The sequence below is a fragment of the Pandoraea commovens genome (assembly GCF_902459615.1).
Taxonomy (GTDB): Bacteria; Pseudomonadota; Gammaproteobacteria; order Burkholderiales; family Burkholderiaceae; genus Pandoraea; species Pandoraea commovens.
Genome location: NZ_CABPSA010000001.1, coordinates 860,964 through 886,596 on the forward strand (window position 1 = coordinate 860,964; position 25,633 = coordinate 886,596).

Annotated in this window: 18 protein-coding genes; 9 read left to right on the forward strand and 9 right to left on the reverse strand. The window is 62.9% G+C overall.

Going from position 1 to position 25,633, the window contains the following annotated elements:
* Window positions 1–297 precede the first annotated feature (297 nt).
* The 4 genes from PCO31010_RS03700 to PCO31010_RS03715 all read left to right on the forward strand — a co-directional run bounded on the left by PCO31010_RS03700 (window position 298) and on the right by PCO31010_RS03715 (window position 5,476).
* On the forward strand, window positions 298–1,497 hold the full coding sequence (locus tag PCO31010_RS03700) for a collagen-like triple helix repeat-containing protein (RefSeq protein WP_150663020.1): 1,200 nt from the start codon (window positions 298–300) through the stop codon (window positions 1,495–1,497).
* Window positions 1,498–1,596: 99 nt separating this feature from the next.
* The gene (locus tag PCO31010_RS03705) at window positions 1,597–2,340 is read left to right on the forward strand and encodes a MarR family winged helix-turn-helix transcriptional regulator (protein ID WP_150663021.1); all 744 of its coding nucleotides are present in this window, start codon (window positions 1,597–1,599) and stop codon (window positions 2,338–2,340) included.
* A gap of 127 nt (window positions 2,341–2,467) precedes the next feature.
* Entirely contained in the window at window positions 2,468–3,766 is a 1,299-nt protein-coding gene (locus tag PCO31010_RS03710; protein ID WP_150663022.1) for a collagen-like triple helix repeat-containing protein, read from the forward strand.
* A 318-nt stretch (window positions 3,767–4,084) separates the two neighbouring features.
* Window positions 4,085–5,476, forward strand: a complete 1,392-nt coding sequence (locus tag PCO31010_RS03715; protein ID WP_174984281.1) for a Tle-like phospholipase domain-containing protein — start codon at window positions 4,085–4,087, stop codon at window positions 5,474–5,476.
* Between the two features lie 85 nt (window positions 5,477–5,561).
* Here PCO31010_RS03715 and PCO31010_RS03720 read toward each other — a convergent pair whose 3' ends face one another.
* From PCO31010_RS03720 to PCO31010_RS03750, 7 genes are all read right to left on the reverse strand, one after another.
* On the reverse strand, window positions 5,562–6,050 hold the full coding sequence (locus PCO31010_RS03720) for a DUF2147 domain-containing protein (protein WP_150663024.1): 489 nt from the start codon (window positions 6,048–6,050) through the stop codon (window positions 5,562–5,564).
* Between the two features lie 241 nt (window positions 6,051–6,291).
* A complete protein-coding gene (locus PCO31010_RS03725) occupies window positions 6,292–6,765 on the reverse strand; it encodes a DUF2147 domain-containing protein (protein ID WP_246184428.1) in 474 nt (157 codons plus the stop codon).
* A gap of 54 nt (window positions 6,766–6,819) precedes the next feature.
* Entirely contained in the window at window positions 6,820–7,458 is a 639-nt protein-coding gene (locus PCO31010_RS03730; protein WP_174984285.1) for a DUF2939 domain-containing protein, read from the reverse strand.
* A gap of 591 nt (window positions 7,459–8,049) precedes the next feature.
* On the reverse strand, window positions 8,050–9,147 hold the full coding sequence (gene zapE / locus PCO31010_RS03735) for a cell division protein ZapE (RefSeq protein ID WP_150663026.1): 1,098 nt from the start codon (window positions 9,145–9,147) through the stop codon (window positions 8,050–8,052).
* A 108-nt stretch (window positions 9,148–9,255) separates the two neighbouring features.
* Window positions 9,256–10,698, reverse strand: a complete 1,443-nt coding sequence (gene lpdA, locus PCO31010_RS03740; protein WP_150663027.1) for a dihydrolipoyl dehydrogenase — start codon at window positions 10,696–10,698, stop codon at window positions 9,256–9,258.
* 94 nt (window positions 10,699–10,792) lie between these two features.
* Window positions 10,793–12,061, reverse strand: a complete 1,269-nt coding sequence (gene odhB / locus PCO31010_RS03745; RefSeq protein WP_039397811.1) for a 2-oxoglutarate dehydrogenase complex dihydrolipoyllysine-residue succinyltransferase — start codon at window positions 12,059–12,061, stop codon at window positions 10,793–10,795.
* An 89-nt stretch (window positions 12,062–12,150) separates the two neighbouring features.
* Window positions 12,151–15,006: a 2-oxoglutarate dehydrogenase E1 component gene (locus tag PCO31010_RS03750; protein ID WP_373275315.1), complete on the reverse strand. Its 2,856-nt coding sequence runs from the start codon at window positions 15,004–15,006 to the stop codon at window positions 12,151–12,153.
* A gap of 551 nt (window positions 15,007–15,557) precedes the next feature.
* Between PCO31010_RS03750 and PCO31010_RS03755 the strand changes: the two genes are divergently transcribed.
* Window positions 15,558–17,426 carry an assimilatory sulfite reductase (NADPH) flavoprotein subunit gene (locus PCO31010_RS03755; RefSeq protein ID WP_150663028.1) on the forward strand — a complete coding sequence of 623 codons (1,869 nt, stop codon included), beginning with the start codon at window positions 15,558–15,560 and terminating at the stop codon, window positions 17,424–17,426.
* A 19-nt stretch (window positions 17,427–17,445) separates the two neighbouring features.
* On the forward strand, window positions 17,446–19,188 hold the full coding sequence (locus PCO31010_RS03760; protein WP_150663029.1) for an NADPH-dependent assimilatory sulfite reductase hemoprotein subunit: 1,743 nt from the start codon (window positions 17,446–17,448) through the stop codon (window positions 19,186–19,188).
* Between the two features lie 123 nt (window positions 19,189–19,311).
* Here PCO31010_RS03760 and PCO31010_RS03765 read toward each other — a convergent pair whose 3' ends face one another.
* Together PCO31010_RS03765 and PCO31010_RS03770 are read right to left on the reverse strand one after the other, a co-directional pair.
* Window positions 19,312–19,719, reverse strand: a complete 408-nt coding sequence (locus PCO31010_RS03765; protein WP_150663030.1) for a hypothetical protein — start codon at window positions 19,717–19,719, stop codon at window positions 19,312–19,314.
* 112 nt (window positions 19,720–19,831) lie between these two features.
* Window positions 19,832–21,454 carry a methyl-accepting chemotaxis protein gene (locus PCO31010_RS03770; RefSeq protein WP_150663031.1) on the reverse strand — a complete coding sequence of 541 codons (1,623 nt, stop codon included), beginning with the start codon at window positions 21,452–21,454 and terminating at the stop codon, window positions 19,832–19,834.
* Between the two features lie 332 nt (window positions 21,455–21,786).
* Here PCO31010_RS03770 and PCO31010_RS03775 point away from each other — a divergent pair, with 332 nt between their 5' ends.
* From PCO31010_RS03775 to PCO31010_RS03785, 3 genes are all read left to right on the forward strand, one after another.
* Window positions 21,787–22,089 carry a hypothetical protein gene (locus PCO31010_RS03775; RefSeq protein ID WP_150663032.1) on the forward strand — a complete coding sequence of 101 codons (303 nt, stop codon included), beginning with the start codon at window positions 21,787–21,789 and terminating at the stop codon, window positions 22,087–22,089.
* A gap of 140 nt (window positions 22,090–22,229) precedes the next feature.
* On the forward strand, window positions 22,230–22,862 hold the full coding sequence (locus PCO31010_RS03780; protein WP_150663033.1) for a LysE family translocator: 633 nt from the start codon (window positions 22,230–22,232) through the stop codon (window positions 22,860–22,862).
* A 217-nt stretch (window positions 22,863–23,079) separates the two neighbouring features.
* On the forward strand, window positions 23,080–25,578 hold the full coding sequence (locus PCO31010_RS03785) for a penicillin-binding protein 1A (RefSeq protein ID WP_425494996.1): 2,499 nt from the start codon (window positions 23,080–23,082) through the stop codon (window positions 25,576–25,578).
* The last annotated feature ends 55 nt before the right edge of the window (window positions 25,579–25,633 follow it).

Here is a 25,633-nt window from a genome sequence, read left to right on the forward strand (position 1 = left end):
GACACAACGCTCAGCGTACAGACCTCAACGACAGGCAAACCGATCATGACCCGCGCGATTCCACCGCCAGTTTGTGACCGCCGCGATCCGGCCCTCGCACCGATGCTCACGCATCGGACCGGGCCGGGCCGGATCCGGCTCACCCAACACGCCGCACGCGCACAACGGCATCACAGCGAGCGGCCACGGTTTCTCAAATGGAAATAGCAGTACCTGAGGCAATTCGCGACATCACACGGCGTCATTGAGCGGTCCCCCGCCAGCCGATATTCAGAACGATCAAGGGAGATAGACATCATGAGCAACGCACTTCAACGCACTCTGCTGGCTTCGGCCGCTATCGCAGCCATCGCCCTCACGGGTTGCTCCAGCGGCGGCGGCGGCAGCGGCGCCACCTCGACCGGTACGACCGGCACGCCGAACGCGGTCGGCACGACGGCCGCCGGTGCAGGCGGCGTGGTCAGCTCGGCAGGCAACGTGGTCAGCGCCCTCGGCGATCAGGTCGCCAGCACGCAACTGCCGCTGGTGTCGGCACAAACGTCGCAAGGCATGGGCGGTGCACTCAAGAGCACGGGTAACGCCGTCACCGATCTCGGCAATGCCGTCAGCAACGGCCTCGGCCAGACCGGCACGAATGCGAACACCGTGGGCGTGACGCTCGCTGGCGTCGCCCCGGCCGTGACGGATCTCGGCCACGCAGGCGTATCGCTCGGCAGCGGCATCCAGGGCATTACCAAGGGCAATCCGCTGCAAGGCACCCCGGTCGACACGCTGGTTGGCGGTCTTGGCGGCGTCGTCCAGTCGGTAGGCTATGGCGGCATCGCCGGTGGCGCGATCCTCGGTCAGGCACTCGCGCCGACCGGACCGGTCGGGCAAGTGACCACAACGGTTTCGGCGCCGATCAACCAGATCACCAACATGGTCTCAGACACCACGCGCACCGTTGGCACTACGACGGGCCTCGGCGGGCCGGTGTCCAACCTGCTCACCACTGTCGGCGGTGCCGTCAGCAAGGTCGGCACAACGATCGGCGGCACGTCGAACAACGGTGTGGTGGTCGCACTCGGCAACACGGTGGACGCCACCGGGAAAACCGTCTCGACGCTCGGCGGTGTGGTCAACGGGCCGACGTCGAATGGCTCGACGAACCCGTTCGGCTCGCTGCTCGGCGGTCTCGGCAATACGGCCGCTGGCGGCGGTGGCAGCACGGGCAACCCGCTCGGCTCCGTTACCGGCCTGCTGGGCGGTCTGGGTGGTCTCGGTGGCACCAGTGGCAGTAGCAGCCCGCTGGCGCCTGTCACGAGCCTGCTCGGTGGCCTGAGCGGCGCAGCGTCCGGTGGCAGCAGCGGCAGCAGCAACCCGCTCGCCCCCGTCACGAGCCTGCTCTCGGGTGTGACGAGCAGCGCCGGCGGCAGCACAGGTGGCACGGGTGGTTTGCTGGTGCTGATCCAGCCGGTGACGAGCCTCCTGGGCAGCGTCGCCAGCGTCGGCAAGTAATCACAGCAATCGGTTCAGGACGTGGCGCGACGCACACAGTCGTTCAGCCGTCGAAGCGTCGGCCACGTCACAACTAACAACAAACGATAAGGAAATGCCATGGCCCGCTTTCTCTCCGATACCGGCGTTCTGATGCGCGGTCATGGCGAATCCGCCCCGCAAGGCGCAGAACCCCTGGCGATGCGCGACACCGCAAGCTCCGGCAGTCACTATGCTGGCCCGCAAAGTCATAACACATACGGTACCGAGTCCGGCACCGCTTCGCCTAACGGCTCCAATGGAACGAATGCAACGAACGGAGCGAACGGCACCATGAGCGATCGACACACGAACCGAAACGATCTCGTCGCCGGTATCGTCCGCTCACTCGGACGCCGGCTGGCCGTGTACACGGCGCTCTACCACGCAGCCCTTGCCGAACAACTCGGCCTGAACGTCACCGATCTGAACGCGCTCGATCTGATTCTCGAACTCGAATCGATCACCGCAGGACAGCTCGCCGAGCTCATGGGTGTGAGCTCCGGCGGCATCACCACCGTCATCGACCGGCTGGAGCGCGCAGGCTTCGTCGAGCGCGAGAAGAACCCGCACGACCGGCGCATGGTGATGATTCACCCCATCGAAGAAAAGTGCGCGCAGATCGAACAATTCCTGTCGTCCGTCTCGCGTGAACTCACCGCAGTGAGCGCGGCGTACGACCACAGCGAACTCGCTGCGATCCACGACTTCCTGGTGCAGAGCATTCGCACCCTCAAGAGCGAGACCTTCCGTCTGCGCTTCGAGGCCGATCAGGACATCGCCGGTCTGGTATCGAACGGACGCGGTAACGCATCGAAGTCGTAAGCCCAATAGCGGACGGGCGGATGGCGTTCGCACGAACGCTACGACCGCCTCCGTCGGCTCAGTTCAAGCAGGTCAAGCAGGTCAGGCAGATCGAAGCGGACTGCGCCGTACCGAAAGGAGATACGTCATGTCGAAGATTCTGCGTCCCACGTTGTTCGCGGCACTTGTGGCGGGTGTAGTCAGTATCACTGGATGCTCCAGCTCGGGCGGTGGCAGCGGCGCGACGGCCAACACGCCGACCAATCCCACGAACCCCAATAACCCGACGAATCCGACCAACCCCGTCAATCCGACGAACCCCACCACGAGCAGCAACGGCGTCGTGAGTTCTGTCGGCTCGGTGGTGAGTGCAGTCGGCGATCAGGTGTCGGGCACCACGATTCCTGGTGTATCGCCGCAGGTCACACAAGGTGTCGGCGGCGCGATCTCGCAGACGGGCACCGCTGTCTCCGATCTCGGCAAAGGCGTCGGCGACGGTCTCGGTCAACTCGGCAAGTCCGGCGCGAATCCGGTCGGCACCACACTCGCGAGTACGGGAGGCGTCGTGTCCGATCTCGGCAACGCCACCAAGTCGCTTGGCAGCGGCGTAGCTGGCATCGGCAACAGCGGACCGCTCGCCAATACCCCTGTCAGCTCGCTGACGGGCGTGCTGGGGCAGGCGGTCACCACCGTCGGTCAGGGCGTCGTCACCGGCGGCCAGGCCCTCTCGCAGACGCTCACGAGCCCACAAGTCGTTCAGGCGACCTCAATGCTTTCGTCTGCCATCACACCGATTACGAACACGCTCGTCACGACGACGCAAACCGTCGGCGGAGCCAGCGGCCTCGGCGCACCTGTTGCAGGTTTGCTCGGCACGCTCGGCGGCGCGTTGAATTCGACGGGCGCACAGGTCAAGGCGGCCGCGCCCAACGCTGTCGTCGCAAGTCTCGGCAATCCGCTCATGGCATTGGGCAATACGGTCACGAGCGCAGGTGGTCTGCTCTCCGGCAGTACGAACGGTAGCAGCGCGAATGCGCTGGGTAACGTGCTGGCGAACGTCGGTAATACGACAGTGACGCCGACGACGGCAGGTGGCGGCAATCCGCTCGGCGCACTCACCGGATTGTTGGGCGGGCTGGGTGGCGCGTCGGGTTCATCAGGTAACCCGCTCGGATCACTCACAGGACTGCTTGGCGGCGTGGCCGGCGGCGGCACATCCAGCAGCAATCCGCTGAGTCCGGTCACGGGTCTGCTCGGCAGCGTGACAAGTGCGACGGGGACGGGCGGCAGCGGTGCAAGCAATCCTCTCGCCCCCGTCACGACGTTGCTCAGTTCGGTGACCGCACCGCTGACGTCAATAGCCGGTGGCGCATCGGGGAGTACCGGCGGCGCAGGCGGGCTGCTGGCCCCGGTAACCGGTTTGCTCGGGGGACTGGGCGGCAAGTAAATCGGCGGGGCATCGATCCCGTTGGAAGATCGCGAGGGGGAGCCGTTCGCAGGGTGCAGGCCCTGACGACGGTGCAGGACGGCAACGCCCGGACAGTGAAGCGACACTGCCCGGGCGTTGTCGTATCTGGCGTCGAACGCGTTGTCGTCGGCAACCGATCCTTCGCATGTTCATGAAACTTGCAGCCGCGACTTTCAAATGAGCCATTCTTGATTTCCGGGGGCAAAGGCGTCGCGCAGAATCGCTCGCTTTTCACGCCTTTTCCCAACCCCCATGCATATCCCGACCGGCACATTCAGCCCCACGTGTTCCCCTTCGGTGTTCACCCCCACCCCTCGCAACACCCGCGCCAGCAGCGAACCGCCCAACACGTCCGACGACAATACGTCGTCGCTACCGGCGTTTGACAACGAAGTGACTCACGACACGCCGACACAATGGGCAGACATCGCGAGAGAACGTCGCATGTTCGATGCCCAGCGGCGACGCTCGCTGCAATTCGTCAATACGCTAAATCGCGCGCAAATCGGTCGTCCTCCACAGCCGGGCGAAGCGACCTGTGATCTGCTTGCCGAGCGTATGCGGGCGCTGTTGCAAGCCTGGCGGGAGGTGACTCGGGAGGCACGGGCATCTGGCGCGCAATTGCGCGCTTGCAATGGAGTTGACGACATCGACTCGGCGTCGCGTCCTTGCGGCTGTCTGGAATCGGTGGCCTACGACAACGTGTTCGCGCAAATGCAACCGCTCGTCGGCGACAGCGCCGCTCACCGATCCGCTTGTCAGACGGCGAAGCTCGTCACCGTCGCACAACGCATCGACGAACTCGACACGGTGATCCAGGCAAAAGGCAAAGCGAGCCTCCCGCAGTCGATGATCGAACAACGCAACGACATTACGGCCGCACTCGTGAACCACGACGTCTATTTCGATCGCTCGGTCCCGCAAATTTTGCCAACACGCGTGCGACGAATCAGCATCCATGACGACAACGGGCCAACGCAATCGGGCTTCTTCGGTGCGCTGTATCAGGACAAGCTCTGCGACCGCTATCTCGCGGCGGATCGCGGCACGGAGATGGGCATTACCGGACGCGCCTTGGTCGACTGGACGCACAATGTCCGACAAGCGTTTGGATTGCGCTCCAAGCAGTACGAAGAGGCCATCAGTTGGGGTAAATCGCTGGCCTGCCACTATCCGCCGCGGCAACTCGTGTTCACGGGGCACTCGCTGGGCGGCGGACTCGCATCGGCACAAACATCCGTGGTGCAAGATTCGACTGCCGTGACTTTCGACCCAGCAGGGCTTCACAACAAGACGGTTGCACGGCATGACGCCGTCCCCGCCTGGTCGCGTGTGAAGTCGTATTACGTCGAAGGAGAAATGCTTTCGGTGATTCAGGAGATGTTAAGAAACGGCATCAATTTTGCGACACGCATACCGCTTATCGGCAATGCGGTGTCGTGGATCGCGCGGATCACGGTCCCGCGCCCCATCGGCGAGCGCATCGCCTTGCCGGTCGCCTTGCCGCCACAGCCCACCACCACGCGACATCGCGGGCGCCATGCGTCGCATGACACGCCCGCAGCCCCCAGCACCTCGGGTATCCGGGGCGCCATCGCCCGGCATTCGACCTTGCAGATGGTCTACTCGTTGTTCGACGGCCTGCCCGATATGACGCGGTCCATTCGCACCGCCACGCCGACGCCGTAACGTCTGCCCCACCAACGAAAAAGACCCGGCGAAATGTCGTCCGGGTCTTGTCGTCTCTCGATGGCGCTTGTGACGCCCGTGGTACTTATTGCGTTTGCTCGCGAATCCACGTCTGTGTACGGCCGATCAGCGAAATCCCGATGAAGCCACGAACGTCGAGCTTCTTGCCGCCGTCCGTCAAGGTCATCTTGCACTTGTAGTCCTTGCCGTTCTCCGGATCGAGGATGTAACCGCCACCGTAAGAGTCACCGTCCTTCTTGATGCCGCGGATGATCTGCATGCCGAGCATCTTCTGGCCCTTGCGCTCGTCGGTACACTTGTCGCACACGCGCGCAGGATCGTCGTTCTCGCCAAGACCCTTCGTGATCACACCGACATACTCGCCGTCCTTCTCCGAGATCGTGACGAGCGCTTTCGGCTTGCCCGTGTTGTCGTCGATCGTCTTCCACACACCGACCGGCGACGTGTCGTCGGCAGCCAGCGCCGCCTTCGCGACACCGCCCAGCAACGCTACTGCGACGAGCGCATGCGCACCCAGACGTCGCCACGACGTCGCGTTCGAAATCTGCTTCATGATTGTCATCCTCCCAGATACGGAATTGATTGTCGTAGGACTCGACGTCGTCGCCGGGAATGCGGCATATCACGCGTGAGTCGCTTTGAAGATTACGCCAAAGGCGTGGCCTCGTGCTGAGGAAGTCCTCTAGCCGACGCATCGTCTGCGTCGTGCCATCGCGCGTGGCCCGACCTGAATCTTCGTCGCTCAATCTACCGGGAGATGAAAGGGATGTGAGGAGGTGTGAGGGGATGTGGCGCTACTGCTCGCGGATCCACGTCTGCGTGCGACCCAGCAAAGAGATGCCGAAATAGCCTCGAACTTCGAGTTTCTTACCACCTTCGACGACCCGCAGTTTGCAGCCGTATTCGCTGCCGCTGTCAGGATCAAGAATTTTCCCACCGACGTACTCGTCGCCATCGGGATCCTTGCGCAGACCACGGATGATCTGCATGCCCTGAAGCTTCTTGCCGCGACGCGCGTCGGTGCATTCGTTACAGCGACGCTCCAGCGCGTCCGGCCGACCGAGGCTCTTGGTCAGCGCGCCAACGACCTCTCCGTCTTTTTCGGTAATGGTGATGAGGGCTTTCGGGTCGCCCGTCTCGTCGACAATGCGCCACACGCCGACCGGCGTCGACGGATCGGCAGACGCTGCGGCCACGAGCGCGTTGCCGGTCAGCATGGCGGCGACGCACAGTCGCCGCCAGGACATCACATTCAAAATCGAGTTCAAGATGGTGTTCGCAACTGACCGGACAGCGCAGGTCGATGAAAGGGGTTGGCGGGATCAGAGCGGCGGCAACGCAATGGCCGTCAATCGCCACTGCACGACGTTGCGACGCGTGAGCGTGAACGTCACGACACGTTCCGGGCGGTCGCTGCGCGAAACGTGTACGAGGAAGTGGTTGAAGTCCTGAAACTCGGTACGCGTTGTCGTACGCGGCGGTTGGTTTTCAGCGGTGGCCGCCGCTTCCGACGCATTGGATCCACCATTCGCCGACGGTGCAACAGGTGCAGCAGGTGCAGCTTGCGGCGCGCTCGATTCGGCTTGCGGCGGCACCACATCACGTGGTGCGGGTGCGCCCGGCGCAGGCGGCAGCCCCGTACTGTCGCCGCGCAACATGGCAGCCACGGCCTCCGGCGTCAGCAACGCCTCCACCACGCGGTCGGACACCCAGCCGCCCAAAGCCAGCGCTAGCGCGCCAAAGGCGTTACTGCGCTGTTTGTCCATCTGACGGGAAAGCTCGTCGTGAAGGCTCATCTTCAGACTCTCACGCACCGCCGGATAGTCGACGTACGACGACAGCGTGGTCGCGTCACGGGCATTGGCGGCATCACGCGCGCGCCACAAGGTGTAATACGGCGTACCGAACAGCAGCCCCAGTACGACGAGCAGGGCCACTACAACCAGAGAAAGCTTACGCATTGCAAAACTCCGACATTCAAAACAGCGCATGGTAGGCGACGGATTACGCGCAGCCCCATCGGCTTACATTGCTTTACAAATCTTTACAGCACGTCGGCCGTTACGCTTTTACTCTCGAAGCGTAGCCGCATTTGCCGAGGCGTGCCGACCAGCCTACCCGGCTGGCATGGCATCGGTACGACAAACGGGGATTTCGGCCAATCAAGGCAGCTCAACCGACAAGGAGGTGGCACCATGCGTCACAACCGACTTGTCCGGATACTGTGTTTCGTCATGCTGGCCGGTGCGTCGTGGGGCGCTGCGGCTCAATCGTCGTCGGACGGCCGATTCTTCCAAGGCTGGTTCGCACAGGCTGCCGATCGTCCGAACGGACGCGGCGATAATCATGGTGGGGCACGGCCTGGACCGTCCCGTCCACAGCAGCAGGAAGTTCGGCCGCAAGGCGACCTGCGGGGCGACATCTATAACCACATCCGCGAGCAACGGCAGCCGCCGCCTCCCCCGCCTCCATCGCCGGACTCGCGCCAGCGCGGTCGCGGGGACCGGGGGCGCTAAGCGCCCTGCCCTCTGCTTGCGGCGAGGTGAACGACGTCAGGTCAGCGAGGTATCCACCACGCGACGCGGTGCTTCCAGATACTCAAGCGACTGCATTTCCACGAGTCGCGACACGGTGCGCGTGAACTCGTTGGAAAGCGTCCCTTCCGTGTACAGCTCTTCTGCGGGCACTTCCGCCGACATCAGCAGCTTGACCTTGTGGTCGTAGAAGACGTCGACGAGCCAGGTGAAGCGACGCGCTTCCGAGGCCATACGCGGCGTCATCTTCGGCACGTCCGAGAGCACCACGGTGTGAAAACGATTGGCCAGTTCCAGATAGTCGTTTTGCGAGCGCGGACCGCCGCACAACGTATGGAAGTCGAACCAGACAACGCCGCCCGCGCGACGCAGCGCCTTGAGTTCGCGCTGTTCGATGTGCAGCAGCGGACTCTCGTCCGGCACACCCGCGATCTCGCTGAACGCCGCACGCAGCGCACGGTTGGCTTCGTTGCCCAGGGGGTAGTGATACACCTGCACCTGCGCCAGCGTACGGCGACGATAGTCGATACCGGCGTCGACGTTTAGCACGTCGAGCTTATCTTCGAGCAAACGGATCGCAGGCAACACGCGATCGCGGTGCAGGCCGTCCGGGTACAACGTGTCGGGACGATAGTTCGACGTCATCACGAACTGCACGCCGTTCTTGAAGAGTTCGGCCAGCAAGCGGTGCAGGATCATGGCATCGGCCACGTCGGAGACGTGAAACTCATCGAAGCAGATCAAGCGGTAGCGCTTGGCGATGCGCTTGGCGAGTTCGTCCAGCGGATCGGGCAGCCCTTTGAGCGCCTGCAACTGGTGATGGACTTCGCGCATGAACTCGTGGAAGTGCAGACGCGTCTTGCGCTGCAACGGCACCACCGAGTAAAAGCTGTCCATCAGGAAGCTCTTGCCGCGGCCCACGCCGCCCCAGAGATAGACACCCTTGGGCAGATCCGGATGCACGAGCCACTTCTTGAGCGTGTTCGAACGCTTGGACTTATACGCCGCCCATTCGTCGTAGCATTGCTGCAGACGCTCGACGGCGCGCTCTTGCGCTTCGTCGGGCTTGTAGCCGCGCTCGGCCAATTCTTGTTGGTAGTATTCGCGAACGTTCATGCAGTGCGGCGACGAGCCGGCGCCGGGGGGCAAAAGTAACCAATGAAATCGGGAAAAAACAAAGGCGAGTCGCCTCGCCTTTGTTCGTACAGGTAAGCGTAAACCGGCTTACTTGTTCAGTGCACGCTTCTCGACATCGAGGGCGGCTTCACGCATCACTTCCGACAGCGACGGGTGCGGATGGCAGATACGGCCGATGTCTTCCGACGCCGCCTTGAACTCCATCGCGACCACGGCTTCGGCGATCAGGTCCGAAGCGTTCAGGCCGATCACGTGCACGCCGAGGATTTCGTCGGTCTTGGCATCGGCCAGCACCTTCACGAAACCGTCCGACGAGCCCATGCCCAGTGCGCGGCCGTTGGCAGCGAACGGGAACTGACCCGGCTTGAACTCGCGGCCTTCGGCCTTGAGTTGCTGCTCGGTCTTGCCGACCCATGCGATTTCCGGCGAGGTGTAGATCACCCACGGAATGCAGTTGTAGTCGATGTGCGGCTTCTGGCCTGCGATGACTTCGGCCACCAGCACGCCTTCGTCTTCGGCCTTGTGCGCGAGCATCGGGCCACGCACCACGTCACCGATCGCGTACACGTTCGGCAGCTTGGTACGGCAGTGGTCGTCCACCGGAATGAAGCCGCGCTCGTCGGTCGCCAGACCGATGTTGCCCAGACCCAGATTGTCGGTGTTCGGCACACGGCCGACCGACACGATCAGGCGATCGACTTCGAGCGTGTGCTCCTTGCCGTCCTTGTCCGCGTAGTTGACCGTGACGTTGTTCTTGCCGGTCTTCACTTCGCCGACCTTCACGCCGACAGTGATGTCCAGACCTTGCTTCTTGAACTGCTTGGCAGCTTCCTTGGCCACGCCCGCATCGGCGGCAGCCAGGAATTCCGGCATGGCTTCGAGCACGGTCACTTCCGAGCCCAGACGACGCCACACCGAACCCAGTTCCAGACCGATCACGCCAGCGCCGATCACGCCCAGCTTCTTCGGCACGGTGTCGAACGAGAGCGCACCTTCGTTATCCGAGATGAGCTTGTTGTCGACCGGCATGCCCGGCAGGTGACGGGCCTTCGAGCCCGTGGCGATGATCACGTTCTTGGCCGTGACCGTTTCCGGCTTGTCGGCTTCCTGGACCGGCTTCACGTCGATCTGGTAGCCGCCGTCGTTCTTCGCAACGAACGAGCCTTCACCCTTGAGCCACGTGATCTTGTTCTTCTTGAACAGGTACTCGATACCACCGGTCATCTTGTCGACGATGCCTTGCTTGCGCGTGAGCATCTTGGCGATGTCGATCTTGACATCCGACGTGGTGATACCGTGATCGGCCAGGTGATGACCGACCTTTTCGAATTCTTCCGACGACGCAAGCAGTGCCTTCGACGGAATGCAACCGACGTTCAGGCACGTGCCGCCCAGCACCATCTTCTTGGCCGGGTTGATCCACTTCTCGACGCAAGCGACGGAGAAGCCGAGTTGTGCAGCGCGGATCGCGGCGATATAACCGCCGGGGCCGGCGCCGATAACGACTACATCAAATTCTTTGTTTGCCATTTTGAGACTCAGTGAAGGTTGACGGCAGGGGGAGGCGCGGCGCGCCGACCATGAGAGGCATGGCCGGGCGACACCGCGCAGTGCGCGCTAACGCTTACAGGTCGAGCAGCAGGCGAGCCGGATCTTCCAGCGCTTCCTTCATGGCGACGAGGCTCAGCACGGCTTCGCGACCGTCAATGATACGGTGGTCGTAGCTCATGGCCAGGTAGTTCATCGGGCGGATGACGATCTCGCCGTTCACCACCACAGCGCGCTCCTTCGTGGCGTGAACGCCCAGAATGGCCGACTGCGGCGGGTTGATGATCGGGGTCGACAGCATCGAGCCGAACACACCGCCGTTCGAGATCGAGAACGTACCGCCGGTCATTTCTTCGATCGACAGCTTGCCGTCGGCAGCCTTCTTGCCGTACTCGGCGATCTTCTTCTCGATGTCGGCCAGGCTCATCTGGTCGGCATTGCGCAGAATCGGCACCACCAGACCACGCGGCGAGCCGACAGCGATACCGATGTCGAAGTACCCGTGGTAGACGATGTCGTTACCGTCGATCGAGGCGTTCACGGCCGGGTACTTCTTGAGCGCGTGGACAGCGGCCTTGACGAAGAACGACATGAAACCCAGCTTCACGCCGTGTTCCTTCTCGAACTTGTCCTTGTACTTGTTGCGCAGGTCCATCACCGGCTTCATGTCCACTTCGTTGAACGTGGTCAGAATGGCGTTGGTCTGTTGCGATTGCAGCAGGCGCTCGGCGATACGGGCGCGCAGACGCGACATCGGCACGCGTTGTTCCGGACGGCCTTCCAGCGACGTGTCGCGGCCAGCCGGTGCGGACACCGACGGCAGTGCGGCACGTTGTGCCGGTGCCGGGATCGACGAAGCGGCAGCAGCGGCCGGCTTGGCGCCAGCAGCCAGGGCGTCGCCCTTGGTCACGCGGCCATCGCGGCCCGAACCGGCCACGTCACCGGCCGACAGATTCTTCTCGGCCAGCACCTTGGCAGCAGCCGGGCTGGCGATGTTGCCCGAAGCACCACCGGCTGCGGGGGCAGCGGCCGGGGCAGCAGCGGCAGCAGGCGCGGCGGCTTCTGCCGGCTTGGCAGCGACCGGGGCGGCAGCGCCGGCCTTGGCTTCGGTGTCGATCTTCGCGATGATCTGCTCGGACGTCACGGTGTCGCCAGCGTTGGCGGTCACTTCGACGAGCACGCCAGCAGCGGGTGCCGGCACTTCGAGCACGACCTTATCGGTCTCGACTTCAATGATGGTTTCGTCCTGAGCGAATGCTTCGCCGACTTTCTTCTTCCAGTCGAGCAGCGTGCCTTCGGAAACCGACTCGGAAAACTGGGGGACTTTAACTTCAACAATGGCCATTTCTGGATCCTGGATTCGATAAACGTTCAATTCGGAAATACGGCAGCGGCCGTCCCTGGGGGAGGACGACCGCTGTAAGACCTAACCGGTTACTGCACCACCGTCGCGCCCTTGAGGCTGCGACCGAAAGCCGTATCGAGCAGCGTCTTGAGCTGTTCGTAGTGCTTGGCGTAGTAGCCCACAGCAGGCGAGGCCGAAGCCGGACGACCGGCATACGCCAGCTTCTGACCGGCGCTCATGGCTTCGAGCAGGTGGTGTTCGATGTAGAACCACGGACCCTGGTTTTGCGGCTCGTCCTGGGCCCACACCACTTCGGCGAGGTTTTCGTACTTCTTCAGCTCGTTCTCGAACGCCTTGTGCGGGAACGGGTAGAGCTGTTCCACACGGACGATCGCGACGTCGTTCGACTTCTCTTCGCGACGGCGAGCAATCAGGTCGTAGTACAGGCGGCCCGAGCAGGCCACAACGCGCTTGACCTTGTTCGGGTCGATTGTGGCATCGGTTTCGCCGATGACGGTCTGGAAACCGCCCTTGACGAGTTCCGACAGGTCGCTCACAGCTTCCTTGTGACGCAGCAGCGACTTCGGCGTGAACACGATCAGCGGCTTGCGCTGCTGACGGATCATCTGACGACGCAGCACGTGGAAGATCTGTGCCGGCGTGGTCGGCTGGACCACTTCCATGTTCGTATCGGCGCACAGTTGCAGGTAGCGCTCCATACGTGCCGACGAGTGCTCCGGACCCTGGCCTTCGTAGCCGTGCGGCAGCAGCATCGTCAGGCCCGAGACGCGGCCCCACTTCACTTCACCGCTCGAGATGAACTGGTCGATCACGACCTGTGCACCGTTGGCGAAGTCGCCGAACTGGCCTTCCCACAGCACCATCGTGTTCGGCTCAGCGGTCGAGTAACCGTATTCGAAGCCCAGCACGGCTTCTTCGGACAGCACCGAGTCGATCACCGTGAAGGTGGCCTGACCGTCTGCCACGTGTTGCAGCGGGACGTACGTACCGTCGTTCCAGCGCTCGCGGTTCTGATCGTGCAGCACGGCGTGGCGGTGCGTGAACGTGCCACGGCCAGCGTCCTGACCCGTCAGACGAACGGCGAAGCCCGATGCGACCAGCGAAGCGTAGGCCAGGTGTTCGCCCATGCCCCAGTCGAGCGGCTGCTCGCCCAGACCCATCTTGCGACGGTCGTTGATGACCTTCTCGACGAGCGGGTGAACCTTGAAGTTCGCCGGAATGGTCGTGATGCGCTCGGCCAGACGCTTGATCTCGGCGAGCGGCACGGCCGTATCGGCCTTGTCGATGTACTTCTTGTTCAGGAACGGCACCCAGTCGACTGCGTACTTGCTCTTGTAGTTCGAGAGCACCGGGTCGATGGTGTGGTGGCCGTCATCCATGGCCGAACGGTAGGCCTTGACGAAACCATCGCCTTCCTCGGCCGTGATCACGCCTTGCGTGACCAGCTTTTCGACGTACAGAGCGCGCGTGCCCGGGTGTTGGGCAATCTTCTTGTACATCAGCGGCTGCGTCACTGCCGGGGTGTCCTGCTCGTTGTGACCCAGTTTGCGGAAGCAAACGATGTCCACGACGGCATCCTTCGCGAATTCCTGACGGAATTCGAGGGCCAGTTGCATGGCCAGCACGACCGCTTCAGGATCGTCGCCATTCACGTGCAGCACCGGCGCTTCGATCATCTTGACCACGTCCGAGCAGTACGTCGTCGAGCGCGCATCGCGCGGGTCCGACGTCGTGAAGCCGATCTGGTTGTTGATGACGATGTGCACCGTGCCGTGCGTGCCGTAACCACGCGTTTGCGCGAGGTTCAGCGTTTCCATGACAACGCCCTGACCTGCGAAGGCGGCGTCGCCGTGAACTTGCACCGGCAGCACGCTGGCCGCATCGGCTTCGCCGCGACGGTCCATACGGGCCTTGGCCGAGCCTTCGACCACCGGGTTCACGATTTCAAGGTGCGACGGGTTGAACGCCAGCGACAGGTGGACCGGGCCGCCCGTCGTCGAAACGTCGCTCGAGAAGCCCTTGTGGTACTTCACGTCGCCTGCCGGCAGGTCGTCGACGTGCTTGCCTTCGAATTCGGCAAACAGATCCGACGGCATCTTGCCGAGGGTGTTGACCAGCACGTTCAAACGGCCGCGGTGGGCCATGCCGATCACGATTTCCTGCACGCCCTTGGCGCCGGCGTGATGCACCAGCTCGTCCATCGCCACGATGAACGATTCGCCGCCTTCGAGCGAGAAGCGCTTCTGGCCGACGAACTTGGTATGCAGATAACGCTCGAGGCCTTCAGCGGCCGTCAGGCGTTCGAGGATGTGCTTCTTCTTTTCAGCGGTGAAGTTGGGCGTGGCACGCACCTTCTCCAGACGCTCTTGCCACCAGCGCTTTTGCACCGGATCGCTGATGTACATGTACTCGGCGGCGATCGAGCCGCAGTACGTGTCGCGCAGCGCCTTGAGCAGATCGCGCAGGCTGGCTTGTTCGAAACCGAAGTACGTGTTCTCAGCCGAGTACACGCTGTCCATGTCGGCTTCGGTCAGGTCGTAGAACGCGGGTTCCAGTTCCGGAATGGCCGGACGTTCCTGACGCTTGAGCGGGTCCAGATTGGCCCAGCGTGCGCCGAGGAAGCGGTAGGCCGCGACGAGCGACTGCACGTGCACCTGCTTGCGGGCAACGGCCAGGTCGGAGGCACCGGCATGCGACACGAAGGCATTGGCCTTGGCGCGCTGGGCGAACGACTCCACGATCGGGGCGTGAGCCACGTCGTTGGCGTTGGAACCATCAACAGCGGGAACGTTTTGCAGCGCGTCGAAATACTGGCGCCAGTTGTCCGGCACGGAAGCCGGATTATCAAGATACGATTCGTACAGTTCTTCGACGTAGGGGGCATTGCCGCCGAAGAGGTACGAGTTCGCTTGGAATTGTTCCATCAAACTCATTTTGCGCTCACCTTTTCTACGAGTGTCTCGAGAAATAGCGGGTTACGAAACCTTCCGCGACACGGCCTGACCGATTAGCGGATTGCGAGAATCAAGTGGTGCTTGGAAGGACCTGATCAATCACGGCGAGGAGCATAGCACGTTTTCCCAGCGCTCACCGCCCCGGAAAGCCGTCGCACGGGGACTTGCGGCGTGCCCGTCGCATGGGTCCCTGGTCCCGTCCTCCGCCCTGTCGAACGCGCGTTCGCATTGCCGTGATCCTGCGCACATCCGACCCCGATTTTGCGACACCTCCCCCCGATTTGACCGCGAACATGCCGTCATCGCGCGTATTTCAATTACGCATCCGACACCGCTTATTCACCCGTCCCCATATGACGATATGGAAATTGGATATATCAAAATTAATTTTTATTATTTTAATTTCTAAAGCCCAAGGGATAGGGTGATGGGTATCCCTTGCCGGTCCATTGCGGGGGCGGCTAGACGGGACTGCCCCGCCGTAGCGCCCCGCCGGTCCGGCCTCTGGAGCCAGGACCGACATGCAAGAGACTTCGCCGCTTAACGTTCAGCAAGTCCAGTTGCTCAGCCAACTGGTCGATGGCCTTTCCGCCGAGCAGATGGCCTGGGTGCGGGGATTTCTCGCCGGAATCAATCATTCCGTCCGTCAGGTCGGCCATCCGGTGGCGATCGCCGCAACGGGGAACGCCAGCGCACCGCAGCTCACTATTCTCTATGGCTCCCAGACAGGCCACGCGCAGGAAGTGGCCGAACAGGCGAAGGCACGTGCGATGGCCGCCGGGTTCAAGGTCGATCTGTTTGCGATGGGGGATTACAAGGCGTCGCGCGTGAAACACGACAAGCTGCTGCTCGTCGCGGTGTCGACGCAAGGCGAAGGCGAACCACCCGACGACGCCCGCGACTTCTACGATTTCCTCCACAGCGACAAAGCCCCGCGGCTCGACGGCACGCGCTTTGCCGTGCTGGGGCTGGGTGACTCCAGTTACGAGAAGTTCTGCCAGGCGGGCAAGGACTTCGATACCCGGTTGGCTGCACTCGGTGCCGAGCGTCTGGTCTCGCGGGTGGACAGCGACGTCGACTACGACACACCGGCCGAGCGCTGGATCGATGACGCCATCGAGGCGCTCAAACCGCTCAAGCAATCGGCAACGTCACAGGCATCGACCACGGGCACGGCCGCCAACCTGATGGACAGCTTCACGCTTGCGGCGCTGGCGGGCGGCGTGGGCGGCAGGGGGACGACGGCAACGGCCGAGTCCCGCTACAGCCGAAAGACCCCGTTCGACGCGCCCGTCCTGGAGAACATCACCCTGTCAGGGCGCGGTTCGTCCAAGGAAGTCCATCACCTCGAACTCTCGCTCGAAGGCTCGGGGCTGACGTACGCACCCGGCGACGCGCTGGGGGTCATCGTGAAAAACGATGCGCTTCTCGTCGACGAACTGATCGACACCCTCGCGCTCGACCCGCAGGCCACAACTACCACGCACGACAGCACCCTCAGCCTGCGCGACGCGTTCCTGGGCGCCTACGACATCACCACGCTATCGCGCGCGTTCCTCGAAAAGTACGCCGTCCTCGCAGAGTCGACCGAACTCAGGACGCTACTCTCGGCAGGCAACGAAGCTGAGTTGCGCGACTATCTCTATGGACGCGACGTGCTCGACGTCGTGCGGCAGTTCCCTGCGCGCAAGCTCAAGGCCGCCGAATTCGTCGGCACGCTGCGCACGCTTCAGCCGCGTTTGTACTCGATAGCGTCGAGTATGGCGGCCAACCCGGAGGCGGTCCACATCACGGTCGGCGCGGTGCGCTACGACAGCCACGGACGTGCGCGTCGCGGGGTGGCATCGACTTATCTCGCTGATATCGCCGATTTCGCCCGCACGGGTGCGTCGGTGCCCGTCTACATCGAAGCAAATCGCAACTTCAAGCTGCCGCAGGATCCGCATGCGCCGGTCATCATGATCGGACCGGGCACCGGCATTGCGCCGTTCCGGGCGTTTGTGGAGGAGCGTCAGGCGCTCGATGCGCCGGGCAAAAACTGGCTCTTCTTCGGCGACCGTAATTTCCGCACGGATTTCCTCTATCAGCGCGAGTGGCAGCGCTATGTGAAGGATGGGGTGCTGACGAAAATCGATCTCGCCTTCTCGCGCGACACCGAAGAGAAGGTGTACGTACAGCACCGCCTTCGCGCGCAAGGCAAAGCGGTGTACGAATGGCTCCAGGAAGGCGCGTATCTCTACGTCTGCGGCGACGCGGAGCATATGGCGCGCGACGTCCACACGGCGCTCGTCGACGTCATCGCAGAACATGGCGGCCTGTCGCACGAAGCCGCCGCCGAATACATGAAGACGCTGCAACGCGAGAAGCGCTATCAGCGCGACGTCTATTGACGCAGGACAGGCACACCACATGACACAAACCAACCCAACCGGGGCCGGGTCATCGGCAACCCGCTCGGAAGTCGAGAAGATCAAGGACGTCAGCCAGTATCTGCGCGGCACGATTGCCGAGGGGCTGGCGGATCCGCTTACGGGCGCGATCTTCGAGAAGGACGCCCAGTTGCTGAAATTCCATGGCTCATACATGCAGGACGACCGCGATCTGCGCACGGAGCGGCAGAAGCAGAAACTGGAGCCTGCGTATCAGTTCATGATCCGTCTGCGCATGCCGGGCGGCGTGTGCACGCCCGCGCAGTGGCTCAGGCTCGACGAGCTCGCACAAAAATATGGCGGCAACACGATCCGGCTCACCACGCGTCAGACGGTGCAGTATCACAACGTCCTCAAGCATCAGTTGCGCCCGCTCATCCGCGGCATCGACGAAGTGGCGATGACGAGCATCGCGGCGTGCGGCGACGTCAACCGAAACACGCTGGTGTCGAATAACCCTCACCTCTCGCCCGCACACGCCGAAGCGTTGGACTGGTGTCTGAAGATCGACCGGCATTTGCTGCCGCAAACGACCGCCTATCGCGAGATCTGGCTGGGCGACAAACGTCTTGGGGCAGGCAAAGAGGATCACGAACCGATTTACGGCAAGCACTATCTGCCGCGCAAGTTCAAGATCGCCATTGCGATTCCGCCAAACAACGACGTCGACCTTTACGCCAACGATCTCGGCTTCATCGCTATCGTGGGTAACGACGGCAAGCTCGAAGGCTTCAACGTCGCGGTCGGCGGCGGCATGGGCATGACGCATGGCGATGCGGCCACCTATCCGCGCACGGGCACGGTGATCGGCTACATTCCGGCCGAGCGCATTGTCGACGTTGCCGAGAAGGTGCTGCTTGTGCAGCGCGACTTCGGCGACCGGACGAACCGCAAGCACGCGCGTCTCAAATACACCATCGACGACCGTGGCGTGGCGTGGTTCCAGGAGGAACTCAACCGTTATCTCGGCTGGCGTCTGGACAGCGCGCGGCCGTTTCACTTCACGACCAACGGCGATCAGTACGGCTGGCGCAAAGGCGCGGACGAACTGTGGCACCTCACGCTGTTTATCCAGAACGGCCGCGTGAAGGATTGGGACGACTACCCATTGATGACGGGATTGCGTGAAATCGCGAAAGTGCACGACGGCGACCTGCGCATCACCGGCAATCAGAATCTGATCGTGGGACGCGTGAGCGAAGCGAAGAAGCCGCAGATCGAAGCGCTGGTACGCGCGTATAGCCTGCTCGACGGCAAGCACCAGAGCGCATTGCGGATCAATTCGATGGCATGCGTCGGCTTTCCGACGTGCGGTCTGGCGCTGGCCGAGAGCGAGCGCGCCCTGCCCGGTCTGGTGACGCGTCTGGAGAAAGCGCTGGACGAAGCGGGGCTGGCGGGCGAGCCGATCACCGTTCGCATGACGGGCTGCCCGAACGGATGCGCGCGGCCGTACATCGCAGAGATTGGTCTGGTCGGCAAATCGGCGGGCAAGTACAACCTGTACCTTGGTGCGGGCTTTCACGGTCAGCGCCTAAACAAGTTGCACAAGGAGTCTTTGAGCGAAGACCAGATCGTTGCCGAGTTGACGCCGCTCTTTCAGAGATATGCACAAGACCGTTCCCCCGGAGAGCCCTTCGGCGATTTCCTTGTGCGTCAGGGCGTCGTCCCGGCAGTCATGGAGGCCCGGGAAGATTTCCACGGTCAGGGACGCAGCGAATCTTGAATCCTTAAATTAGGGATGATCGTCCCTATATTGAGGATTCGTCGTTTCAACCATTCGTTAAGCCAACAAAAAAGCCCCGGCACTTTCGCGCCAGGGCTTTTCTTCTTACCGCTGCGACCGATATCAGTCGTTGCTGCCTGCGTACGGCACCATGCAGCGCTTGACGGTGTTCTCGAAATCGCGCGACAGGTTGCTGCCCGGCGTTTCAAAGTACTGAACACGTGCGCCAAAGCCACCTTGTTCAATGTCGACGTACGGATTGTAGATCGCGTTGTTGTCCTTGTCGTGGCCGCGATAAACGCGCACGCGGTCAGCCCCTTGACGGGCATACGACGTCGAATCGACGTTCTGCGACAACTCGCTCCAGCCGTGATAGATGCAGTTGAGCACCATGAAACGATCGGCACTGGTTCCCTGGTCGATCAGTCGCCCCGTCACCGGATCGGGCCGGCTCATCTGATTGATCGGGCCACAGCCTGCCATCAGGCCAGCCAGCACGGCCACCGTCCCCATCAGCGCCACTCGCTTCATACTTCGACACCCTCAACTGAGCAAAAGATGGGCAATGTTACCCGGTTCGGCGCATCACCGCCATGAACACGCCCATCGCACACCGCCTCGGCTGTCGTTGGTCAGGCCGCGATCACGCTGCCAGCGAGAGCCTCGCATCCTCCACAGCATGCAGCGCAACGCGCCGCGCCCCGGCCGATGCCACGCCTTCGTCGCCCAGACGGAATCGCGCCATTTCCTCGCGCAGCGCGTTCGTCTGATCCTCGAGCGAGGCGGCCGCCGCAGCCGCCTGCTCCACCAACGCCGCGTTCTGCTGCGTGACAGTGTCCATCTGGGTGACGGCCTGATTCACCTGCTCGATGCCACCGCTCTGCTCGTCCGACGCCGCCGAAATCTCGCCCATGATGTCGGTCACACGTTGCACAGCTTGCAAGATCTCATCCATCGTTCGACCGGCTTCGCTCACTAACGTCGAGCCGTCCGACACCTTCTGCACCGACGCCTCGATCAACCCCTTGATCTCGCGTGCAGCCGTAGCACTTCGTTGGGCCAACGTGCGCACCTCGCCAGCCACCACAGCGAAACCGCGCCCCTGCTCACCCGCACGCGCGGCTTCCACTGCGGCATTGAGCGCCAGGATGTTGGTCTGGAAGGCAATGCCGTCGATCACCCCGATAATGTCCACGACCTGCGACGAACTCGCCGAGATGCCCTGCATCGTATCGACCACGCGCGCGACGACCTGCCCGCCACGCGCGGCGATGTCCGAAGCGTTCACCGCCAACTGGCTTGCCTGACGTGCGTTGTCGGCGTTCTGTTTGACGGTCGCCGTCAGTTGCTCCATCGACGATGCGGTCTCCTCCAGCGAGGCCGCCTGCTGCTCGGTGCGCGCCGACAGATCGGTGTTGCCCGCCGAGATCTCGGCCGTGGCCGTCGCCATCGCATCGCAACTGTGACGCACACCCCGAATCGTGCCGGCCAGACGCGCCTGCATCGTCTCCAGCCCGCGCATGAGCATCGACATTTCGTCCTTGCCGCGCACCTGCACCGGGTTATCGAGTTGCCCCGCCGAGATATTTTCGAAGTGCGTGAGTGCTTCGCCCAGCGGCCGCATGATCGCCCCGCGCAACGAGAAGTAGCAGGCGATGGCCATGAGCACGCCCAGCACCGTCGCCCCGATGCTCAGCCAACGGAATGCCATCAGCTCCGCCATCGAGGCTTCGTAAGTGTCGTGTCCGAGCTTTAGCTTGTACGCCGCCAGCGCATCGCTTGCGGCCGTGAGCGCCGCATATTGCTTGGGCAGCACGTTCATCGTGATGTCGTCCATCGCGGTGCGGTCGCGTGCATCGATGGCGGCCAGCATCGGATCCATGCCCTTATCGAAGAAGGTCGCGCGGCGTGTCGCGACTTCGTCCGCGAGACGCTGCTCCTCGGCGCCGTGCGGCAACACCTGATACGCGGCCCATGCAGCATTCGCGTCTTTGATCATGTTGCGCGCACGAGCCGCCACCTTGTCGGCGTCGGGCGATTCGGGATGCAGAACCACGCGATCGAGAATCGCGCGGGTGCGCGCAAGCGTGGCGTTGTCTTTACCGAGTGCCACCGTGGCGGCGAGGTGATTGGCGTACGTCTCGCGAAGCGCATCGCCGGTGCGTGTCATACCGGCAATGCCCAATGCGCCCAGCAGAATCAACAAAACAGCCAACAGCGCCATGGTGATGCCCAGGCGCGCCTTGATCGAAAAGCTCCGAAACATGCTGTCGTCTCCGTCTTACGTGATGGGTAGCTCACCCCTGTCCGGCCTCTTCCGGGCCGGTCATACTTGTCACATCGGCGTGCCTCACGCCAGACTTGAGCATCCTGCGGGTTTACGTGCCCGTGCGCCAAGGTATCGGTCGGCGTCGGATTGATCGATATCAAAGGACTGACGTCCGGCATTCGGCGCTCGCGACGTCTTGCGGATCGAAACGAGGGATACCGATAAGAACACCGGGTAGGCACGCAAGGGCGGCAAAATGCTGCGGGTGACCGGGGGAGTCAGCGCGATCTTATTACGTTTTTTATATATACCGACGATATATTCTAATCATGATTGAAGGACTTGAGAAACTGTTGGCGGCTGGCAAAGACAATGCCCTGCTGCGCTTTGGCCTTGGCAAGGCCTATCTCGACGCGCAGAGCTTCGCGGTCGCGGCCGATCACCTGACCCGTTGCGTTGCGTTCGACCCCAAGTACACCGCGGCGTGGAAGCTGCTGGGTAAAGCGCGTCAGGGCGCCGGGGACATCGATGGCGCGCGCGACGCATGGACACAAGGCATTACCGCTGCGCAAGCCCACGGCGATCGTCAGGCCGAAAAGGAAATGACCGTCTTTCTCAAACGCCTAGGCTGATTTCTCGGGGAATTCAGGGGAATTTCAGCCAGATGTGACTGCACGGTTCAAGCAACCGGCGTGCGCGCCGAGTGCGTGGTATCTTGCGACTTGCTCTTCAGATATGGCGTGGACGCATCGACGTTCCAGCCACCACAACCATGCCCGCACTCTCCACCTGGCTGGCCTTCGCGCTGGTCGCCTTCGGCATGGCCCTGACGCCAGGGCCGAACATGATGTATCTGATCTCGCGCTCGCTGTGTCAGGGACCGGCCGCCGGCCTCGTGTCGCTGGGCGGCGTGGCGGTTGGCTTCATCGTCTACATGTTGTGCGCCGCCTTCGGTATCACGGCCCTGCTCTTCGCCGTGCCGTATGCGTACGACGTGCTGCGCTTTGGCGGTGCCCTGTACCTGCTGTGGCTTTGCTGGCAAGCGCTCAAGCCGGGTGGCCGTTCGCCGTTCGAAGTGACGACGCTGCCCAAAGACAGCAACCGGCGTCTGTTCACGATGGGCCTGTTCACGTCCGTGCTCAACCCGAAGATTGCGATGCTGTATCTGGCGCTGCTGCCCCAGTTCGTGCATCCGGACCATGGCAGCGTGCTGACGCAGTCGCTGGTGCTGGGCCTCACGCAGATCGTGGTAAGCGTGGCGGTGAACGCCTCGGTCGCGCTGTCGGCTGGCTCCATCTCGCGTTTTCTCGGTCAACGCCCTGCATGGCTGCGCATCCAGCGCTGGCTCATGGGCGGCATGCTCGGCGCACTGGCGCTGCGCATGGCGACCGAAGCGCGTCGCTGAGCGTACGCCATACCGCTTGGGCGAACGCCGCACGCGCACGTCGCTCTAACCCTTTGCCGTTTGCCGCGCAGCGCCCCCCTCCCACTTTTTTGGGGGTGTCGCCCCGGGCGTGGCATACTGCACCGATTTCGCCGCGCGGCGGGGATCCACGCAGCGCTAGGCCGGCCGGCCTGTTCCCATCCTGCATTCTTCGTTGGGTATGTCCTTGAAGCATTGTTTGCCGCCTCGTGCGCCGTCGCATCGCGCGCACCGTAAGTCCCCCGTCATCACGCCTCAGGCGCAGTCATCGCACGCCGCCTCGCCTTCACCCCACCGTCGCCCGCAGGGTCAGCGCGGATTCGGCACGCTTGCCGTCATCCTTGCCACGCTAGCAGGGTTGGCCGTCGTCGCGGCCCTGATCGTCGGCTACGCGCTGATCGTCATGCGCCCCAACCTGCCCGCGCTCGACGTCATCACCGACTACCGGCCCAAGGTGCCGCTGCGGGTCTACACGTCCGATAACGTGCTGATCGGAGAATTCGGCGAAGAGCGACGCAGTCTGGTGACCATCGATCAGATTCCGGATGTCATGAAGAAGGCAGTCCTCGCGATCGAGGATTACCGCTTCTACGATCACGGCGGCGTCGACTTCATCGGCATTCTGCGCGCGGGGGTTTCCGACGTGATGCACGGCGGTGCGGCACAGGGTGCCAGCACCATCACCATGCAGGTCGCACGTAACTTCTTCCTCTCGCGAGAGAAGACCGCGACCCGCAAGATTTACGAAATGCTGCTCGCGTACAAGATCGAGTCCGCGCTGTCGAAGGACAAGATTCTCGAGCTGTACATGAACCAGATCTATCTGGGACAGCGCGCTTACGGCTTCGCCAGTGCCGCGCGCATCTATTTCGGCAAGGACCTCAAGGACATCACGCTTGGCGAAGCCGCCATGCTGGCCGGTCTGCCCAAGGCCCCGTCCGCTTACAACCCGATCGTCAACCCGAAGCGCGCAAAGATTCGTCAGGAATACATCCTCAAGCGCATGCTCGATCTGGGCTACATCTCGCGCAATCAGTACGAAGACGCCCTGCATGAGCCGATCCGCACGCGCACGTCCGGCAACGAGTACAACGTCCACGCCGAATACGTGGCGGAAATGGTGCGTCAGGCGGTGTACGACGAATATAAGGACGACGCCTACACGCGCGGCCTGACCGTCATCACCACGCTCGACTCCAAGAAGCAGCAGGCCGCTTACGAAGCCGTTCGCGCGGGCGTGCTCGATTACGAGCGTCGCCATAGCTATCGCGGCCCGGAAGGTTTCGTGGAATTGCCAGCGGCCATGCCCGATCGTCAGCAACTGATCGAAGACACGCTGCTCGAACACCCGGATAACGGCGACCTCGTGGCCGCTGTGGTCGTGGCCGCAAGCAGCTCGCAAGTGACAGCGGTTCCCCTCTCGGGCGACGCCGCCGTGATCAACGGCGACGGCATCGGTTTCGCGGCGTCGGCACTCTCGGCGAAAGCCAGCGAGAAGGTTCGCATCCGCCCCGGCTCGATCATCCGCGTGATGAAGGACGCGCGCGGCAAATGGCGCATCTCGCAACTGCCCGAAGTGCAAGGCTCACTCGTCTCGCTCTCGCCGGACGATGGCGCGATTCGCGCCCTGATCGGCGGCTTCGACTTCAATCAGAGCAAGTTCAACCGCGCGACGCAAGCATGGCGTCAGCCGGGCTCGACCTTCAAGCCGGTCGTGTATTCGGCAGCGATCGAGAAGGGTGTGAGCCCCGCCACGATGGTGATGGACGGCCCGTTGAACCTGCCCCCCGCACAGACCGGCGGTCAGGCATGGGATCCGCACGACGACGACGCCTTCAGCGGTCCGATGACCGTACGCGAAGGCCTGCAACGCTCCAAGAACCTCGTGGCGATTCGTCTGCTGCAATTCGCTGGCACGCAATACACGCAGGATTACGCCACGCGTTTCGGCTTCGACGCGGACAAGGTGCCGCCGTATCTGCCGATGGCGCTGGGTGCCGGACAGACGACGCCGCTGCAACTCGCCGGTGCCTATGCGGTGTTCGCGAATGGCGGCTACCGTGTCGCGCCGTATCTCATCAGCGAGATTCGCGATGCACGCGGCAACGTCCTTAACAAGGCGACGCCGGTCGTGGCAGGTGTGAACGCAGCACGTGCGATTTCCGCGCCGAACGCGTACATCATGAACAGCCTGCTGCAAACGGTGGCGCAGCGCGGAACGGGCTCCGGCACGAACGTGCTCAAGCGCGCCGATCTGGCTGGCAAGACGGGCACGACCAACGACGCGCTGGATGGCTGGTTCGCTGGCTATCAGCACTCGCTCGTGGCCGTTGCGTGGATCGGCTTCGATCAGCCGAAGACGCTGGGCAGCCGCGAATTCGGTGCGCAACTGGCGCTGCCGGTGTGGACCAAGTACATGGGCGTCGCGCTGAACGGCGTGCCGCAACAGCAGATGGCCATGCCTGAGGGCGTGAGCGTGGTGAACGGCGAGCTGTACGAGACGGACAAGCTGCCGGGCAACGGGTTTGTGGCGAGTATCGGCATCGACGACAACAGCGGCGGCTTCTCGCTGCCGTTCTTCGGCAACGGCTCACCCTCGCCTGCCGCCCCGCCGCCAGCCGCCGCGCAACCGCCCTCGCCGGGCGGCACGGATGCTAGCGAAAAGGCCCGGATTCTGGACATGTTCAAGCATCCTTAAGCCTCCGCTAGTCTCCATTAGTCACCGCAAGCCTTTGCCAATGACGGCCACCGAA

What these genes read in the sequence shown, in the direction of transcription:
- PCO31010_RS03750 (WP_373275315.1), bottom strand. Translation starts at nt 15,006, where the DNA reads ATGGAACAATTCCAAGCGAACTCGTACCTCTTCGGCGGCAATGCCCCC.
- PCO31010_RS03775 (WP_150663032.1), top strand. Translation starts at nt 21,787, where the DNA reads ATGATTGAAGGACTTGAGAAACTGTTGGCGGCTGGCAAAGACAATGCC.
- PCO31010_RS03705 (WP_150663021.1), top strand. Translation starts at nt 1,597, where the DNA reads ATGGCCCGCTTTCTCTCCGATACCGGCGTTCTGATGCGCGGTCATGGC.
- PCO31010_RS03780 (WP_150663033.1), top strand. Translation starts at nt 22,230, where the DNA reads ATGCCCGCACTCTCCACCTGGCTGGCCTTCGCGCTGGTCGCCTTCGGC.
- lpdA (WP_150663027.1), bottom strand. Translation starts at nt 10,698, where the DNA reads ATGGCAAACAAAGAATTTGATGTAGTCGTTATCGGCGCCGGCCCCGGC.
- PCO31010_RS03730 (WP_174984285.1), bottom strand. Translation starts at nt 7,458, where the DNA reads ATGCGTAAGCTTTCTCTGGTTGTAGTGGCCCTGCTCGTCGTACTGGGG.
- PCO31010_RS03770 (WP_150663031.1), bottom strand. Translation starts at nt 21,454, where the DNA reads ATGTTTCGGAGCTTTTCGATCAAGGCGCGCCTGGGCATCACCATGGCG.
- PCO31010_RS03700 (WP_150663020.1), top strand. Translation starts at nt 298, where the DNA reads ATGAGCAACGCACTTCAACGCACTCTGCTGGCTTCGGCCGCTATCGCA.
- PCO31010_RS03760 (WP_150663029.1), top strand. Translation starts at nt 17,446, where the DNA reads ATGACACAAACCAACCCAACCGGGGCCGGGTCATCGGCAACCCGCTCG.
- PCO31010_RS03755 (WP_150663028.1), top strand. Translation starts at nt 15,558, where the DNA reads ATGCAAGAGACTTCGCCGCTTAACGTTCAGCAAGTCCAGTTGCTCAGC.
- PCO31010_RS03710 (WP_150663022.1), top strand. Translation starts at nt 2,468, where the DNA reads ATGTCGAAGATTCTGCGTCCCACGTTGTTCGCGGCACTTGTGGCGGGT.
- PCO31010_RS03720 (WP_150663024.1), bottom strand. Translation starts at nt 6,050, where the DNA reads ATGAAGCAGATTTCGAACGCGACGTCGTGGCGACGTCTGGGTGCGCAT.
- zapE (WP_150663026.1), bottom strand. Translation starts at nt 9,147, where the DNA reads ATGAACGTTCGCGAATACTACCAACAAGAATTGGCCGAGCGCGGCTAC.
- PCO31010_RS03765 (WP_150663030.1), bottom strand. Translation starts at nt 19,719, where the DNA reads ATGAAGCGAGTGGCGCTGATGGGGACGGTGGCCGTGCTGGCTGGCCTG.
- odhB (WP_039397811.1), bottom strand. Translation starts at nt 12,061, where the DNA reads ATGGCCATTGTTGAAGTTAAAGTCCCCCAGTTTTCCGAGTCGGTTTCC.